This is a genomic window from Amycolatopsis orientalis, assembly GCF_000943515.2.
Taxonomy (GTDB): domain Bacteria; phylum Actinomycetota; class Actinomycetes; order Mycobacteriales; family Pseudonocardiaceae; genus Amycolatopsis; species Amycolatopsis orientalis.
In genome coordinates, this window is the sequence record NZ_CP016174.1 from 4,846,473 (window position 1) to 4,862,360 (window position 15,888).

14 protein-coding genes are annotated in these 15,888 nt (G+C 68.4%); 6 read left to right on the top strand and 8 right to left on the bottom strand.

Annotated elements, in window-relative coordinates:
* Positions 1–41: 41 nt before the first annotated feature.
* Positions 42–2,405 (bottom strand): ATP-binding protein, encoded by a 2,364-nt coding sequence (locus SD37_RS21205; RefSeq protein ID WP_145926685.1) that lies wholly within the window; start codon positions 2,403–2,405, stop codon positions 42–44.
* Between the two features lie 93 nt (positions 2,406–2,498).
* Entirely contained in the window at positions 2,499–2,903 is a 405-nt protein-coding gene (locus tag SD37_RS21210; protein WP_236725067.1) for a hypothetical protein, read from the bottom strand.
* 261 nt (positions 2,904–3,164) lie between these two features.
* Here SD37_RS21210 and SD37_RS21215 point away from each other — a divergent pair, with 261 nt between their 5' ends.
* The 4 genes from SD37_RS21215 (at position 3,165) to SD37_RS21230 (ending at position 6,685) form a co-directional block, all read left to right on the top strand.
* Positions 3,165–4,139 (top strand): tetratricopeptide repeat protein, encoded by a 975-nt coding sequence (locus SD37_RS21215; protein ID WP_145926686.1) that lies wholly within the window; start codon positions 3,165–3,167, stop codon positions 4,137–4,139.
* Between the two features lie 80 nt (positions 4,140–4,219).
* Entirely contained in the window at positions 4,220–5,050 is an 831-nt protein-coding gene (locus tag SD37_RS21220) for a peptidoglycan-binding domain-containing protein (protein ID WP_044851901.1), read from the top strand.
* 181 nt (positions 5,051–5,231) lie between these two features.
* Positions 5,232–5,855: a cyclodeaminase/cyclohydrolase family protein gene (locus tag SD37_RS21225; protein ID WP_044851900.1), complete on the top strand. Its 624-nt coding sequence runs from the start codon at positions 5,232–5,234 to the stop codon at positions 5,853–5,855.
* The gene (locus SD37_RS21230; protein ID WP_044851899.1) at positions 5,852–6,685 is read left to right on the top strand and encodes a bifunctional 5,10-methylenetetrahydrofolate dehydrogenase/5,10-methenyltetrahydrofolate cyclohydrolase; all 834 of its coding nucleotides are present in this window, start codon (positions 5,852–5,854) and stop codon (positions 6,683–6,685) included. The genes SD37_RS21225 and SD37_RS21230 overlap by 4 nt, the downstream gene beginning before the upstream one ends.
* 43 nt (positions 6,686–6,728) lie before the next feature.
* Here the strand turns inward: SD37_RS21230 and SD37_RS21235 are convergent, their stop codons facing one another.
* Positions 6,729–7,301 (bottom strand): TetR/AcrR family transcriptional regulator, encoded by a 573-nt coding sequence (locus tag SD37_RS21235; protein ID WP_044851898.1) that lies wholly within the window; start codon positions 7,299–7,301, stop codon positions 6,729–6,731.
* Positions 7,302–7,414: 113 nt separating this feature from the next.
* Here SD37_RS21235 and SD37_RS21240 point away from each other — a divergent pair, with 113 nt between their 5' ends.
* Positions 7,415–8,155, top strand: coding sequence for a class I SAM-dependent methyltransferase (locus SD37_RS21240; protein WP_044851897.1), 741 nt, complete (start codon positions 7,415–7,417; stop codon positions 8,153–8,155).
* A 44-nt stretch (positions 8,156–8,199) separates the two neighbouring features.
* On the opposite strand, the gene SD37_RS21245 is transcribed toward SD37_RS21240, so the two are convergent.
* The 3 genes from SD37_RS21245 to SD37_RS21255 form a co-directional block, all read right to left on the bottom strand.
* Entirely contained in the window at positions 8,200–9,645 is a 1,446-nt protein-coding gene (locus SD37_RS21245; RefSeq protein WP_083255030.1) for a cellulose binding domain-containing protein, read from the bottom strand.
* Complete coding sequence (locus tag SD37_RS21250) at positions 9,642–11,984, bottom strand: cellulose binding domain-containing protein (protein WP_236725068.1); 2,343 nt, start codon at positions 11,982–11,984, stop codon at positions 9,642–9,644. The genes SD37_RS21245 and SD37_RS21250 overlap by 4 nt, the downstream gene beginning before the upstream one ends.
* Before the next feature lie 138 nt (positions 11,985–12,122).
* Complete coding sequence (locus SD37_RS21255) at positions 12,123–12,488, bottom strand: RNA-binding S4 domain-containing protein (protein WP_044851895.1); 366 nt, start codon at positions 12,486–12,488, stop codon at positions 12,123–12,125.
* 220 nt (positions 12,489–12,708) lie between these two features.
* Between SD37_RS21255 and SD37_RS21260 the strand changes: the two genes are divergently transcribed.
* The gene (locus SD37_RS21260; RefSeq protein ID WP_044851894.1) at positions 12,709–14,274 is read left to right on the top strand and encodes a GMC oxidoreductase; all 1,566 of its coding nucleotides are present in this window, start codon (positions 12,709–12,711) and stop codon (positions 14,272–14,274) included.
* Between the two features lie 57 nt (positions 14,275–14,331).
* Here SD37_RS21260 and SD37_RS21265 read toward each other — a convergent pair whose 3' ends face one another.
* Positions 14,332–14,811 (bottom strand): carboxymuconolactone decarboxylase family protein, encoded by a 480-nt coding sequence (locus SD37_RS21265; RefSeq protein ID WP_044851893.1) that lies wholly within the window; start codon positions 14,809–14,811, stop codon positions 14,332–14,334.
* Positions 14,808–15,887, bottom strand: a complete 1,080-nt coding sequence (locus SD37_RS21270; RefSeq protein WP_044851892.1) for an NAD(P)H-dependent amine dehydrogenase family protein — start codon at positions 15,885–15,887, stop codon at positions 14,808–14,810. The genes SD37_RS21265 and SD37_RS21270 overlap by 4 nt, the downstream gene beginning before the upstream one ends.
* Position 15,888 lies beyond the last annotated feature (1 nt).

Sequence of the window (15,888 nt, forward strand, 5' to 3'; positions counted from 1 at the left end):
CCAGATCACGCTTCGGTAACAGTGATGGTCCAAACCACTGACTACTCCGGACGGCGTCGCCGGATGCCGCCGTTGCGCTCGGTCCGCACCGCCGTCTGGGTCACCCAGGCCGCGATCTGCGCACGGGAATCGAAGTTCAGCTTGCGCAGGATGCGCTGGACGTGTCCCTCGGCGGTGCGGCGGGAGATCACCAGCCGATCGGCGATCTCCCGGTTGGACAGCCCGTCGGTGATCAGGACCGCGACCTCGTGTTCCCGCTCGGTGAGCACCGTCTCGACCTCGGCGGCGGGACCGCTCTCCGCGCCCTCGGTCTCGTCGAGCGCGAAGGCGACGGCCTCCTCCAAGCTCAGCTCACTCCCATGTCTCGACAACTCCGCGTACCGCCTGTCACCGAGCGCCTCGCGGGTCCGCGCCTCGCAGTCACCGTGCGGGGCGCCGAAGTACTTCGAGCCGAACATCGGATAGCCGACCGACCGCCAGATCCGCCGCGCGCAGCCGAGCAGCGTCGCCGCCCGCTCCCAGTGCCGGAGTGAGGACTCGATCCACGCGAGCACCTCAATCGAGAGCACCATGCCCAGCAGGTCGTTGAACGTACGCTTGATCCGCAGGCAGTTGCGCGCGTAGCCGGTCGCCAGGTCGAGCTCGCCGCGGTTCAGCGCCACCAGGGCCAGAACGTAGATCGCGTAGGCGTAGGCCCATTCCTCGCCGTGGGCGGCACCGACCGCGCGTGCCTCTTCGCACAACGCGGCGGCCTCTTCCAGTTCGCCGAGGAAGATCGCCGCGATCGCCATCTCGATCCCGGCCAGCATCACGTTGCCGTTCATCTCGCCCAGCCGCCGATAGCGGATCCTGGCGTCCTCGAACAGGTCCTTCGCGTAGCCGACGTCGTCACCGACCAGCGCGTTGCAGCCCAGCCGGTGGATCGCGTAGGCGAGCGCCGCCTCGTCGCCCGCCCTGCCCGATTCCGTACGGCACTCCCCCAGCAAGGTCATCGCCCGCGGGACGTCACCCTGCAGCGTCGAGACGTATCCGTTGACCCACAAGGCTTTCAACCGATCTTCACCGCCATCGGGGACGGTTTCGAGCGCGTGGTCGAGCCAGTGCCGCCCCTCCCCCAGCACACCGCAACCCGCCCAGTAGAACCACAACGTGGCCGCGAGCTTCAGCCCGGCCCTGCCTTCGGACGGCGTGGCGAGGCAATAGTCGAGCGCGGCACGCAGGTTCGAGTGCTCGAGTTTGGTCCGCACGAAGATCTCCGCCTGCTTCGGCCCGAACCACTCCCGCTCGCTTCGCTCGGCCAGTGCGAGGTAGTAGTCCCGATGACGGCGCAGAACCGCGTCCTCGTCACCCATACCGTGGAGTTTCCGCCTGCCGAACTGCCGGAGCGGCTCCAGTAGCCGATACCTCGCCCGGTCACCGTCCCGTTCGCAGAGCAGGACCGATTTGTCCACCAGCCCGGCCAGCTGCCCGAGCACCGACCGAGCGGGCAGCCCGTCCCCCGCGCACACGGATTCGGCCGCGTCCAAGCCGAATCCGCCGCCGAACACCGACGCCCGCGCCCAGAGGATCCGCTCGGCGGCTCCGCACAGGTCGTGACTCCATTCCACCGCGGCCAGCAGGGTCTGGTGCCGGGGCAGGCCACCGCGTTCTCCCTTGGCCAACAGGTGAAAACTGTCGTCGAGCCGGGTCGCCAGCTCATCGAGCGGCAGCACCCTGACGCGGACGGCGGCCAGCTCGATCGCCAGCGGGATCCCCGCGAGCGTCCGGCACATCCTCGCGATCAGGTCCTGGTTTCCGGCGGTCACGGCGAATGCCGGCTCGATGGCGGCCGCGCGCTCGGCGAACAACGTCATCGCGGGATAGCCACGCCAACCGTCCGGCGGCAGTGCCTGTAGCGGGTCGGGCAGCGGCAGGGGGGCGACCTGCCACAGATGCTCCCCCTGGATCCCGAGCCTTTCCCTGCTGGTGGTGAGGAAGCGGAGTCCCGGCGACGCTTTCAGCAGCCTGTCGGCCGTGGCCGCGCAGGCGTCGATCAGATGCTCGCAGTTGTCCAGGATCACCAGGATCCGGCGCTCGCGCAGGTGATCCGCGAGCACGTCCGCCTGGTCACGGCCCGTGTCGTCGCGGACGCCCAGCGCCTCCAGCACCGTATGCGCCAGCAGAGCCGCGTCGGAGAGATCCGCGAGTTCGACGAGCCAGGCGCCGTCGGGGAACGCGCGGCGCAGGTCGGCGGCGGTATGCAGCGCCAGCCGCGTCTTGCCGACGCCGCCGACCCCGGTCAAGGTCACCAGCCTTGCCTTGGACAGCAGTCTTTTGACTTCGGCGACATCCTTCTTGCGCCCCACGAAGCTCGTGGTCCCGGCGGGGAGATTGCCCGGCCGGCCTGCTACGGCCGCGGTACCCACCCCTGAACCGTACGGAGACCCGTGAGCGGCGGTCAACGACGCGGGGGACGCGTTCGCTCGGTCAGCCCAGTCCGGGCTTTCCCGATCCGGCCTTTAACTGTCCGGCACCACGTACAGCGTCGATGCCTCGCCTCCGTGCATGGCCATGAGGCTGGTCCGGCAGGCGAAGAGCACCTCACGGTTCGCGACCGTGTCCGGCGGGACACCGCAGCCGTCGCAATAGAGTTCCACCGATCCCGGGAAGGTCTCGTCGATCTCGACGTCGACCGTGCGGTCGCAGCGGCGGCACCAGCGGTGCCCGGTGACGACCAGGACGTGCAACGGATCGGAGATGCACTGGTGCACCCAGCAACGGTGCACGTAACAGGTGGTGCGCACATGCGCGCTCAGCCCGTGTTCCTCCGCGACGTCCTCGGCGGCGAGGATCGCGGCCAACCGCCGGTCGGCGATCTCGCCGTACCGATCCAGCCGGCCACCCGCCCTGGGCCTCGTACGCACATCCTCCGAAGAGACCAGCCGGAGACGGGCTCGCGAAGGCGGTGAAGTACGTAGCACCATGTGGGTCTCGACCTTTCGGCATCCACTGGAAGTCATATCAGGTTGCGCCTGTTCCCGCGCGGACGACACCCGTACAACTACCTGTCTTCATACCTGAGTGCGCGTTGACGTTCGGGGTGAAACGGTCGCGGCGGCCCGTGGGCCGGGTTACGCTTTGAGACCAGGAAAATCGCGCTGGGGTTACGTCAGGGATTAATGACCATGACAGATCCTGAAGCCACCATTCACCACTATCCCACCCCGGAACGGGTAGGAAACCATGACGTCGAAGCACTGGAAACGCAGACGAAGGCCCTCCGTGCCGTCGATTACCAGTGCGGGGGCGGGCTGTGCCGCGACGCCGTCGTGGTGCGGATCCATCGCGGCCACCGGATGCTCGCGATGTCGATCTCCGAACCGGTGCGGGCCAGGCTGTTCTCCGCCTTGGCCGATTTGCACAACCTCGCCGCGTGGACCTGTTTCGACAGCGGTCACGCCGGTGCGGCACAGCATCATCTCGACGTCGCGCTGGAACTCGCCGCCGCCGCCGAAGACGCCGATCTGACCGCGAACATCCATTACCGGCGCGGCCGGATCCATCTGCATTACGGAGCCACGGACGAAGCCCTCACCCAGTTCGAACTGGGCAGGCTCGCCGCGAGGCGTGCCGGTTCGAAACTCGCCGCGAGCATCCTGAGCGCGAACCAAGGCTGGGCCTACGCCAAGAAAGGCGACGCCAACCTGGCCGTCGGCCTGATGGAGCGAGCGGGTGAAGAATTCGCCGAAAAGGATGAAGGTGAACCACCCGATTGGGCGAGGTTCTTCACCGAGATCGATGTTTCCGCGATGGCGGGTTCTGTCCACACCGATCTGGCCTTGCACAAGGGCGGACGTCATATCGGCCTCGCCATCTCCGCACTCGCCGACGCCGTCCGCGGCTACGGCCCGGACATGGCGCGAAGTCGTTCACTGTGCCTGGCCATGCTGGCCACGGATCACGTTCTCGACGGGGACGGCGACCAGGCGCTCGCTGTCGGCGTCCAAGCGATCGAGGGCGCCGAAACGTTGGAATCGGTGCGCACGAAAGACCGGCTGCGCCCCCTCGTGCAGGAGGCGGCCAAACATCCCGATGATCCCGATTGCCGGACCTTGTCGGAAGCGGTGGCCTCGTTCGTCACCGGCCGGACCGGGACCTGAAGACGATTCGTTTGTACGGCCCTTGTATTCCCGCTGCTCATGCTGCCCGGACCAACTTCGGTGCGTTCAGGAGGCAGGAATTGTTGACCAAGGTAGCCGTGCTCGCGACAGCGACCGCGCTCTCCTTCGGCGTGGCCGCACCGGCCAGCGCCGAAATGACCGCGGCGGTGTTGCCAACGGCCAACATGGAGGCGGTACTCAAGGCCGCGCAGATCGATCCACGCCGGGCCGACAGCGCCCTGACGCCGGGCGCCAAGGACAGCGTGCTGCTCGTCGAGCAGGCGCTCGCGGCCAAGGGACTGCTCGACCAGCAATACGTCGACGGCCACTTCGGCACCTCGACGATCACCGCGTACTCCAGCTACCAGAAGTCGCTGGGGTACACCGGGCTCGACGCCTCCGGCCTGCCGGGCAAGACTTCGCTCGAGAAGCTGGGCGAGGGCCGGTACACCGTCACCGCGGTGGTTTCGGCGGGTAGCCGCCTGACCTACCACGGCGAAACGATGAACACGCGGACCAAGGCGATGCTGGTGAAGGCCGAGGGCCTGCTCGGCAGGCAGCTCACCGTCACTCAAGGCTCGTACAACCCCGGTGGCGTCGGTGCTTCGGCGGGCACACACGACGGCGGCGGCGCGCTCGACATCGGCGTCGAGGGGATGTCCTCGACGACACGGACCGACGTCGCGCGGAAGCTGCGTCAGGTGGGCTTCGCGGCCTGGGTCCGGACTCCGGACCAGGGCTTCGCCTACCACATCCACGCCATCGCGCTGTCCGATCCGGATCTGTCGTCCGCCGCGCAGCACCAGGCCGGTGACTACTACCTCGGCTACAACGGCCTCGCCGGGCGGGGCGCCGACGACGGCCCCGCCGTCACGCCGAAGCTCACGTGGGAGGAATACCAGCGCTCGTAAGCGCCCGCCCTCTGCGGAGGCCAGTCCCTAAGCCTCGTGAGTGGTAATGACGGTTAGAACCGTCATTACCACTCACGAGGCTTCACCGGCACCTGATCGGCCCCAGGTGGCCTTCGGGCCGTCCAGGAACCCCCAGGTAGGCTTCGGCGCGACGGCAAAACCAGCGGGAAGGGAACATCGCGTGGAGGCTCAACCGGTCGGTCAGTGGCTCGACGAGCTGGCTTCGAAGGCCTCGACACCCGGCGGTGGCGCGGCGGCCGCGATGAACGCCGCGGTGGGCGCCGCCCTCGTCTCCATGGTGTGCAACCTGACCATCGGCAAGCCGAAGTACGCCGAGCACGAAGCCACCATGACCGAGGCGCTCGGCAAGGCCGAAGACCTCCGGACGCGCGCGCTCGGCCTCGCCGCCGACGACGCCGACGCGTTCGACGCGGTGGTCTCCGCATACAAGCTCCCGAAGGCCACCGACGAGGAGAAGCAGGCCCGCAGCGCCGCGATCCAGGCCGCCCTGGTCGGCGCCGCCGACGTCCCCCTGCGGACGGCCGCCCTCGCCGCCGAGGTCATCGACGTCGCCGCCTCGATCCTCGAAGGCGCCAACACCAACGTCATCTCCGACATCGCGGTCGCGGCCTCCTCCGCCAGGTCGGCGCTCGAATCGGGTGTGGTCAACGTCGAGGTCAACCTCGCGTCGATGTCCGACGAGCAGCTGCGCAAGGAGACCGAGGCCCGCCTCGCCGAGTACACGCCCGCCATCGGCCGCGCCGACGCGCTCGTCGCCCAGGTCCGCGAGAGGATCGCCCGATGACGCTGATCGACGGGCGCGCGATCGCCGCCGCCATCACCGCCGAGGTCACCGAGACCGCCGCCAAACTGCGCGAGTCGGGCACCGCGCCGACGCTGGCCGTGCTCGTGCCGACCGACGACGACGCCACCGCCTGGTACGTGCGCTCCATCGAGCGTGCCGCGAAGAAGGTCGGCGTCGACTGCCGCGTGGTCCAGCTGGAGAAGCCGACCGGCGAGGACGTCACCCGCGAACTCGACAAGCTGTCCGCGGACCCGTCGGTGCACGGCATCATCTGCCAGACCCCGCTGCCCGAAGGCGTGACGCTCGACGACGTCGGCGCGCATATCGACCCGCGCAAGGACGTCGACGGCGCCAACCCGGTCAGCCTCGGCCGCCTCACCGCCGGCCTGCCCACCTACGCCCCCGCCACCGCCGCCGCGGTGCTTGAGATCCTGAAGCGCGAGCAGGTCGCCCTGTCCGGCGCCCAGGTCGCCGTCGTGGGCCGCTCGACCGTGGTCGGCAAGCCCGCCGCGCTCCTGCTGCTCGGCGAGAACGCGACGGTGACCGTCTGTCACTCCCGCACCAAGGACCTCGCGGCGGTCACCAAGACCGCGGACGTCCTGGTCGTGGCGGTCGGCCGCGCGCACTTCATCGGCGCGGACCACGTCAAGCCCGGCGCCGTGGTGATCGACGTCGGCACGAACCCGACTCCTGAAGGCGGGCTCGTAGGTGACGTCGACCAAGCCGCGGTCGAGGAGATCGCGGGTTCGATCACGCCGGTCCCCGGTGGCGTCGGCCCGGTCACGACCTCGTTGCTGCTGCGGCACACCGTCACCGCCGCGCAGTCCTGATCCGCTGAGAAAGGCGGCGAGTCCACTGAGGACTCGCCGCCTTTCACGTCCCGATGACCGTTTCCACGACCTTCCGCACCTGCGCCGTCTCCGGTGCGGGTGCCGTTCGGTCCGCGTAGAGCAGGTGTGTGGCACCGATCAGCGTCGCCGCCAAGGTCTCGACGTCGGCGTTCCCGGCGATCCTGCCCTGTTCGCGCTCCGCCTCCAGGTAGGCGGCGATCATGACCGCGGCCTGGGTCAGCACCGGAACCCCGGCCGGCCACTCACGGCGCAACCGGGCGCGAAGCTCGTCGCGGAAGATCACGAGCGGGACGATCGCGACCGCGACCGACGCGAACACCGCGGCGAGTGCCGAGGTGAGGTTGTCCACGACCGTCCCGGTACCGACGGCCTCCTGGAGGCCCTGCTCGTCGAGTTTCTCGATCCGGTCCAGCACGAATTCGGCGAGGAACCCGTCGAAGTCATCGAAGTGCCGGTGGAGCACGCCTTTCGCGCAGTCCGCCTCCGTGGTCACGGCACGACTGGTGAGGCCGCTCGGCCCATCCCGGAGCAGGACCCGTTCGGCGGCGTCGAACAACTGCGCGCGGACGGCGCGCAGGGCTACCCCGGTCGGCATACGGCTCCCTTGCGTTGACGAGTGGGCAAGTGCCCACTTAAGGTGGGCGCATGCCCACTCTACCCTCCGGACAAGAGCCTCATCGCTATCGACAGGCCGCGGAATCCTTCGGCGTGGACGTCGAGCGCTACGACCGGACCAGGCCCGCCTATCCCCCGCGACTCGTCGATCACCTCATCGCCGCCGCCCCCGGCCGCGAGATCCTCGACGTCGGTGCCGGAACCGGGATCGAAGCCCGCCAGTTCCAAGCGGCCGGCTGTCACGTGCTGGGCGTCGAACCGGACCTGCGGATGGCCGACTTCGCCCGCCGGAGCGGGATCGAGGTCGAGGTCGCGAAGTTCGAGGATTGGGAGCCTGAAAGCCGCCGGTTCGACTTGCTCGTCTCCGGACAGGCCTGGCACTGGGTCGATCCGATCGCCGGCGCTGCCAAGGCCACCCAAGTACTGCGGCCCGGCGGGGTTTTCGCCGCGTTCTGGCATGTTCCGGAGCCGCCGGACGAGGTCGCGGACGCCTTGGCGGACGCGTACCGCCGTCTCGTGCCGGATGCCCCGATCGACCTCAAGAATGTCCCGAAACAGCCGGCGGATCCGTACGGACCGCTCATCGTGAAGGTCGCCGACGGCCTCCGGGAAGCAGGTGGTTTCGGCGAGCCGGAACGAAGCCGCCACGACTGGGAGCGGGTCTACACCCGGGACGAATGGCTGGACCAGCTCCCGACGTTCGGTTCGCTCACCTGGGTCGAAGCCACTGTGCGGCAAGAGATCCTGGCCGAGGTCGGCGCGGCGATCGACTCGATGGGCGGCCGGTTCACCGCGCGGTACGCCACCGTCGCGATCACCGCGGTCCGGGTCTGACCCGCCGGTGGCGGGAGCCGCGCCGCTCCCGCCACTGGCGTCCGTCAAGGCGTGACGGGGATGTTGGTCAGCCCGTTCACCGCCCTCGACACGGTGTTGGACGCGTAGACGACGTTGGGCCGTTCCGAGCACTTCGACGTCGACGTGATCTTGATGGCGTACTGGCCGACGCCGCCGAGATCCGACTTGTTGTCCCGCCAGACGTTCCCGCAGCCGTTCGGGAACGACGGGCTGGTGTCGGGATTGTGGGTCTCGTAGCCGTTCGCGAACGTCCCCGGCGAGGCGAAGGAGCCGGTGTTGCCCTCGATCACGTACCCGATTCCCTTGACGTCGACCCAGGAATCGGCCGAGTTCTGCCCGGAAACCCCTTGGCCGTCGAAGGTGTTGCCCCGGATCACGCCGTCCGCGGTGCCCTCCTTGACATCGATGCCCTCCGCGGCGACGTACGGTCCGATGTGGTTATCGAGCACCTGGACCCGGTCGCTTCGGTCGACTCCGCCGGAGTTCCCGTGGCATCCCCAGTTTGAGTTCGCCGAGCCGAGGTAGACACCCTCGCCGTAACCCGCCTGCACGAGCCCGGTATGGCTGATCGTCGAGTCGCGGATGACGCTGTCGGCCGACGAGCGGCGGAAGTGGACGGCTTCCTCGTCGATCCGGTGCACGCGGACGCCGTCGATCACCGTGTGGTGCGAGTTGTCCACGACGATCCCCTTCTTGGCCTCCTGCACGGTGAAACCCTTGAGCTGCCAATACGGCGCGCCGTACAGCCAGAACCCGTACCCGGGGTCCCAGCCCGCCGTCGGCGCCGGACACGAGGGCGCCTCCCCCGACGGGCCGTCGTTGATCAGGACCGCCGTGGCAGGCCCCGTCACCGTGATGGGCGCCGCCGCCGTCCCCGGTTTCGTGGCCACGAAGGAACCGCGGTACGTCCCGGCGGCAAGCCGGATGGTCCGCCCCGGGCTCGCGGCCGCCAGCGCGGCCTGGAGTTCCGCCGCGGTACCGACGTCGACCACGTCACCGGGCGGGACACTCGTGGTCGTGACCGGCGGCTCGCTCGTCGTCGTGGTCGTCCCCGGCGTCGAGGTGGGGACGCCTCCCCCGCACGGGACGCCGTTGACCGTGCAACCGGTCGGCAGGCCGAGACCGCTGGTGTTGAAGCCGAAGTTCGCCGTGCCGCCCGGTTTGATCGTGGCGTTGAAGCCGGCGTTGGTGACCTTGTAGTGCTGGCCGCTCCTGGTCAGTACCGAACTCCACGAGCTGCTGACGACCGTCCCGGCTGGCAGGTCGAACTCGACCGTCCACTGTGTACTGGTCGCGTCGCCGGAGTTGGTGAGCGTGTACTTCCCGCCGTAGCCGCTGTCCCAGACCGAGCCCTGGGCGAACGTGGCGGACAGGCTGGGCGCGGCCGCCTCCGCGGTGACGACGGCGCCGGACAGGGCGGCCGCCGACACGGTGGCCGCGAGCGCGGCGAGCAGTCGTTTCCTCGTCATTCGGTGCCTCCGCATTTCGTTCCGGCGATCGCGCAGGCGACCGGGAGCCCCGGTCCGGCGGCGTTGAACCCGAACGTCGCCGTACCGCCCGCTTTGACGCTTCCGTTGAAGTCCGCGTTCCCGAACCGGTAGTGCTGACCGGTCCTGGTCAGCACCGAACTCCACGAGCTGCTGACCGTCGTCCCGGCGGGCAGGTCGAATTCGACGGCCCACGAGCCGACCGCGGCCGGACATCCGTTGGTGATGGTGAAGCCACCGCCGTACCCGCTGTCCCACACCGGTTTCCGGACGAACGCCGCGGTCAGGCACGCGCCCGGGCTCTGCGTTGTCGTGGTGGTCGGCGTAGTCGGAGTGGACGTCGGAGTCGAAGGTGTCGAGGTCTGGCCTGTCGACGACGACGGCGGTGTCCCGTCGACGGACTTCAGGAACAGCGACGACGCGGCGTCGGTCTTGGTGGCGTCGACCCCGTGTCCGCCGGTGTAGTCCCGCTGCTCGTTCTTCGCCCAGTCCGCGATCGGGGTACCGCCGACGTCCAGGTGCTGGTAGGCGGTGCCGTTCCAGCCGAAAACATGGATGCGATGCCGGTCGGCGTAGAAGTCGTTATACGGCCCGCCGTCCGTGAGCTGTTTGGTCATGGCGTTGTTGAAGAACACGTTGCGATAGCCGGACCCGCCCGACCACTTGACCGCCTTCTTGCCCGCGCCCCACCAGATCGGGAACCAGTTCGAGTCGTCGGGGCCGCCACCGCCCTCTTCACCGCAGTTGGCCCGGCAGTTCCCGGAACGGTGCGCGTAGGGGACCTTGACGGTGTTGAGTTCGAAGAGGTTGTTGCGTTCCCAGCCGCCGTGCAGGTTCAGATCGGAGTCGAACGAGTTGCCGATCACCACGTTGCCCGCCGCGGACCACTGGAAGGTGAAGTGCCGCAACAGGGTCGAGGTGTTCCCCGCGTAGAGCGAGTCCCACACCCGCGAGCCGCGGAAGTAGCCGTTCCCGCCCTTGCCCTTGTTCCAGGAGCCGTTGAGTTCGTTGTCGACGATCTGGAGGTTCTTGGCCTCCTCCGTGACGATCGGATGGGACCCGGTCATCTCCGCGCGGACGCCGCGGATCCACGAGTTCGCGGCCCACTTGAACACGATGCCGTGCATCTCCGCGGCGGGGGTCATGTTCCCGTAGTTGTTGTTCGCCTCCGCGGGGTTCAGGCTCGGCATGTCCTGCGTGAACCCGAGGTTCTCGAATCCGACGCCGAGCACCGGGTCGACCAGCGGGGCCGCCTTCGAGTCGTACGTGGCACCGTCGATCGGGGCCGAACCGTCCGAAGTGGACGTCACCGGGACGTCGTACTCGAGTGGTTTGTCGAGGGTGATCGTGCGCGCGGCCGTGTCGAGCGCCGTGATCGTGAAGATCTGCTGGCGCATGTGCATGTTCAGCAAGGGGAACGTGGTCGGTGTCGCCTGCTGTTGCTCATAGAATTTCTGCGAGTTGGCAGCACGGATGTTGACCAGGTTCCCGGCAGTGAGCGAGGTCAGGGCACCGCTGCTCGCCAGGTGCACGACCCGGTCCCCCGTCCGCGCGGCGAACGCGGTGTCGCCCGCCTTGCCGCGCAGCTTCACCCCGGCCTTCCAATGGACGTTGACCGTGCCCTCGAAGATGTCCTTGCGGTTCGCGGGCGCCGAGGCGTAGTCGCTCGCATAGGAAGTGTGCACTCCCCTGGACTGGACACGGAACAGGCCGCGACCGGGCCACAACCAGCCGCCCTTGCCCGCGCCCGAGGTCATCCCGTCTTCGTCCCAGTCGGAACCGTCCGGGGTGAGCGTGTCGTAGAGCGTGTTCGCGTCAGGCCGGTAGACGAACTTCGTCGCGTCCTTGCCCGCGCCGCGCAGGATCAGGTAGTCGGCGTCGACGTGGATCTCGTGCGTGACGTCGAACCGCCCGGCCGGGAAGGTGATCGTGCTCAGTTTCGTGTAGCTCCCGGACGGCGAGCACGCGCTCTTGATCCCGTCGATCGCCGCCTGGATCCCGTTCGTGTCGTCGGTGCCGTCGTCGGGCTTGACGTTGTACTGGCCCGCCAGTTCCGCGGCGGTGACCTGGCAGGTGGCGTTCGGATTCACTTCGGCGGCCCCGGGCAGCGCGGCGCCGCCCAGGTAGCCCGCCTTGGACCAGTCGTAGAGCCCCGCGACCGGCGCACGGCGGTTGGCGGCGCCGGTGTCGAGGCCGGTCAGCGCTCCCGGACCCGGCGCGGCGTCCGCCGCACCCGGCGGTAGCTGCAGGAGCGCGGCGGTGGCGACCACGGCGGCGGCCGCCGGAAGGACGGCACGGCGAAGAGGACTTTTTCGGGACACCCGAAACCTCCGTGACGGACTGACGGAAGGTGTTGCGGCGTGTACACCCGGACTCAGCCTTTATAGTTCACGCCTCTGTCACCCGTCAACGGATGTGAACAGTGGTCACGTATGTGAACGAGGCCAGCGGCCGAGGCGTCAACGCTCGCCGGTCCGGAACCGGTCCAGGACCCGGCGCTCCCGCTTGGTCGGACGTCCCGCGCCCCGCTCCCGCCGAGCGACCGGGATGGCCGATTCGGGCGGCGGAGGGGGCGTCCGGTCGATGAAGCAGGTCGCCGCGTCGACGGCACCGACGCGTTTCTGGATCACCCGCGTCACTTCCAGGATCCGCGTGGTGTCGTTGACCCGGGCGCGCACCTCGTCGCCCGCCACGACCGTGGTCGCGGGTTTGGCCGGTTTGCCGTTCACGCGGACATGGCCGCCACGACAGGCCGCGGCGGCGTCCGGGCGCGTTTTCGTCAGCCGGACGGCCCACAGCCAGCGATCAACTCGAGTGGACTCCACAGCCGTACATAGTGGCCCATCCACCACCGTGACGCCCGCCTACCTGGCCCAAGCATGCGGAAAAGAACCTTCTCCTTTATTGCCACCCGCCTGAGCCGCAGGTATAACTTGTTCTAAATACCTCAACGGTGAGGAAGATCACGTGAGCGACGAATCCATGCGGAGAACCGCTTCTGGACAGTTATCCCGCCGCGTATTTATCACAGGAACTGGTTCTATCTTGGGGGCCGCGGCCCTCGGTGGGACCGCCTTCGCCTCTTCCGGGAACAGCCCGGCGGCGAACAGCTCGATCACCGACGCCGCGCAAATCCCGGCACTCGTCATCGGTTCGGGATACGGCGGCTGCGTCGCCGCCCTCCGGCTCGCCGAGGCAGGCGTCGACGTCCACCTCGTCGAACTCGGCAAGGCGTGGGACACCCCGGGCACGGACGGCAAGATCTTCGCCAACACCACCACCCCGGACTACCGGTCCTTCTGGCTGCGGACGAGGACCAAGCAGCCGCTGAGCAACTTCCTCGGCTTCCCGCTGGACAAGGACGTCCCGCGGCACACCGGGATCCTCGACGCCGAGGAGTTCAGCGGCATCACCGTCTACCAGGGCCGCGGCGTCGGCGGTGGCTCGCTGGTCAACGGCGGGATGGCCGTCACGCCGAAGCGTGAGAACTTCGGCTTCGTCCTCCCGACGGTCAACGCCGACGAGATGTACGGCGTCTACTACCCGCGCGCCAACGCGGGCCTCGGCGTCGCCACGATCGACCCGAACTGGTTCGAGACCGCCGAGTGCTACCAGTACGCGCGCGTCGGCCGGAAACACGCCCAGCGCTCGGGTTTCCCGTTCGTGTTCGTCCCGGACGTGTACGACTGGGACTACATGAAGAAGGAGCAGGCAGGCACGGTACCGAGATCCGCACTGGCCGGGGAGATCCTCTACGGCAACAACGCCGGCAAGAAGTCGTTGCAGCAGACCTATCTTCCGCGGATCAAGGCGACAGGGCGGGTGACGATCTCCTCACTGCACCGCGTCACCTCGGTCACCCCCGCGTCCGGCGGCGGATACACCGTGGTGATGGAGCAACTCGACACCAGCGGCACGGTGACCGCGACGAAGTCCGTGACGGCGGGCAAGGTGTTCTTCGCCGCCGGCAGTGTCGGCACGAGCAAACTGCTGGTCAAGCTGAAGGCCACCGGGGCGCTGCCCAAGCTCAGCAACGAGGTCGGGAAGGGGTGGGGCGACAACGGGAACGTCATGTGCGGCCGGGCCAACCACATGTGGGACGCCACGGGCGCGCTGCAGTCGTCGATCCCGACGGCCGGGATCGACAACTGGGCGGCGGGCGGCGCGTTCGCCGAGGTCGCGCCGCTGCCGACCGGTATCGAGACCTACGCGTCGTTCTACCTCTCCATCACCAAGAACCCCAACCGCGGGACGTTCTCCTGGAACGCGGGCGCGAACAAGGTCGACCTCGACTGGCAGACCGCTTGGAAGCAGCCGTCGATCGACATGGCGAAGACGATCTTCGACAAGATCAACGCCAAGGAGGGGACGATCTACCGGACCGATCTGTTCGGCGTGTACAAGATCTGGGGCGACCATCTCACCTATCACCCGCTCGGCGGCGCGGTACTGGGCAAGGCGACCGACAATTACGGCAGGCTGCACGGCTATCCCGGCCTTTACGTGATCGACGGCGCGCTGATTCCCGGTAATACGACCGTCAATCCGTTCGTCACCATTACCGCGCTGGCGGAACGGAACATCGAAAAGATCGTCGCCACCGATCTGTGACGACGATCGAAAATAGGCCGGGGCCGCCACCCCGGCCTATTCTTCAGGCCGAAACCGTCACATCTTCGGCAGTACGCAGACGGTGTCGACCCCCAAAACGTGGTTGAGCCGCCCGAAGGCGAGCCAGGAACCGATGCTCATGCTCAGTTCCACGATTTCCCGCTGGCTGTAGTGCTCGCCCATCCGTTTCCAGAATTCGTCGTCGAGGCCGTGGTGATCGAGCGCGTAGCGTTCGGCGTACTCGGCGGCCAGGCGGGTCCGCTCGTCGAACGCGCCGGTGGTGCGCCACTCGGTCACCGCGTCGGCGAACTCCTCCTCGACCTTCACCCCGTCGCGTTCGGTCCGCCAGTCCAGGCAGAAGACACAGCCGTTGATCTGCGCGATCCGCAGCCGCGCCGCCTCGAACTCCCGGAGCCCGAGCGTGGTGTGCGAGTAGACCGCGAGCGAGAAGTTCGAGGCCGCGGCACCGATACCGGGCACCATCTCGCCCCATACGTAGCCGATCGGGTCCTTGCCCTCGGGAATGTCGATGTTCATCGCGCGCTCCTTCCGAGCTTGCCGGTGGCCGGTCGCAACGGGACGTCAAGGGCGTCGTAGAGCCCCGGTTTGGCGTTCACGAGCCAGTCGATGGCGCCCACCAGCCTGCCGACCGCGGTCGCGTTGCCGCCGGCGGACCGGTTCTCACCCTCGTCGGTCGCCTCGACCGAGACCTCGATCCTCGGGCGGCCTTCGATGATCACCCGATGCGCGCCGTCGCCGCTGGGCGGCATCGGCCAGTCCGGCGCGCACGAGGCGTGGATCCGGGTGACGTGCTCGATGACGATGCGGGGTTCGCCGTCCACGATGCCCTGGACCTCGAACCGCACCGCGCCCTGCGTGCCCGCCTCGAATTCGCCCATCGCCCGCGTGGACACGGTCTTCTCCAGCGGGCGGCGGTCGAGCGTCTCGCGGATCTCGTCGAGGTCGACGCCGAGGCCGCGGGCGATCAGCCGGACCTGCCCGCCCCACACCATCGTCGGGACCGACGGCGCCAGCATCGGCGGCTGATAGTCCATCGGCTGCCCCATACCGACCAGGTAGCGGACCGAATCCGGCTGGTCGTAGGTGGAGTAGTCGAAGATCTCCTGGCAGCGGACCGCGTCCACGGTGGTGCCGAGCCCGCTGATCAGCAACGGCAGGATGTCGTTGCCCCAGCCCGGATCGACGCCGGAGACGAACAGCGAGCCACCGCCGTCGGCGATCGCCGCGAGTACGGGCTCACGCAGTTCTCCGGGCGCGTTGCGCTGGTCGTACAACGCGTACAGCGCGGGCGTCACCACCACCGCGCCCGCCCGGATCGCGCGGACGATGTCCGCGAGCGCCTCGGCGGGCCGGATGTCACCGGACGCCGCGTACACCACCGCTCGCGGCCCCGCCGCCAACATCGCTTCGACGTCATCGGTCGCCGCCACACCCAGTTCACCGTCGAGCCCGGCGAGGGCGGCCGCGTCACGGCCGACCTTCGCGGGATCGTGCACGAGCACCCCCGCGAGTTCCAGTGCCGGATGCGCGTCGACGGCCCGGATGGAGGCGCGGCCGATGTTGCCTGTACCCCAGACAACCGTGGGAATCATG

What these genes read in the sequence shown, in the direction of transcription:
- SD37_RS21215 (WP_145926686.1), top strand. Translation starts at nt 3,165, where the DNA reads ATGACAGATCCTGAAGCCACCATTCACCACTATCCCACCCCGGAACGG.
- SD37_RS21230 (WP_044851899.1), top strand. Translation starts at nt 5,852, where the DNA reads ATGACGCTGATCGACGGGCGCGCGATCGCCGCCGCCATCACCGCCGAG.
- SD37_RS21235 (WP_044851898.1), bottom strand. Translation starts at nt 7,301, where the DNA reads ATGCCGACCGGGGTAGCCCTGCGCGCCGTCCGCGCGCAGTTGTTCGAC.
- SD37_RS21245 (WP_083255030.1), bottom strand. Translation starts at nt 9,645, where the DNA reads ATGACGAGGAAACGACTGCTCGCCGCGCTCGCGGCCACCGTGTCGGCG.
- SD37_RS21265 (WP_044851893.1), bottom strand. Translation starts at nt 14,811, where the DNA reads ATGAACATCGACATTCCCGAGGGCAAGGACCCGATCGGCTACGTATGG.
- SD37_RS21270 (WP_044851892.1), bottom strand. Translation starts at nt 15,887, where the DNA reads ATGATTCCCACGGTTGTCTGGGGTACAGGCAACATCGGCCGCGCCTCC.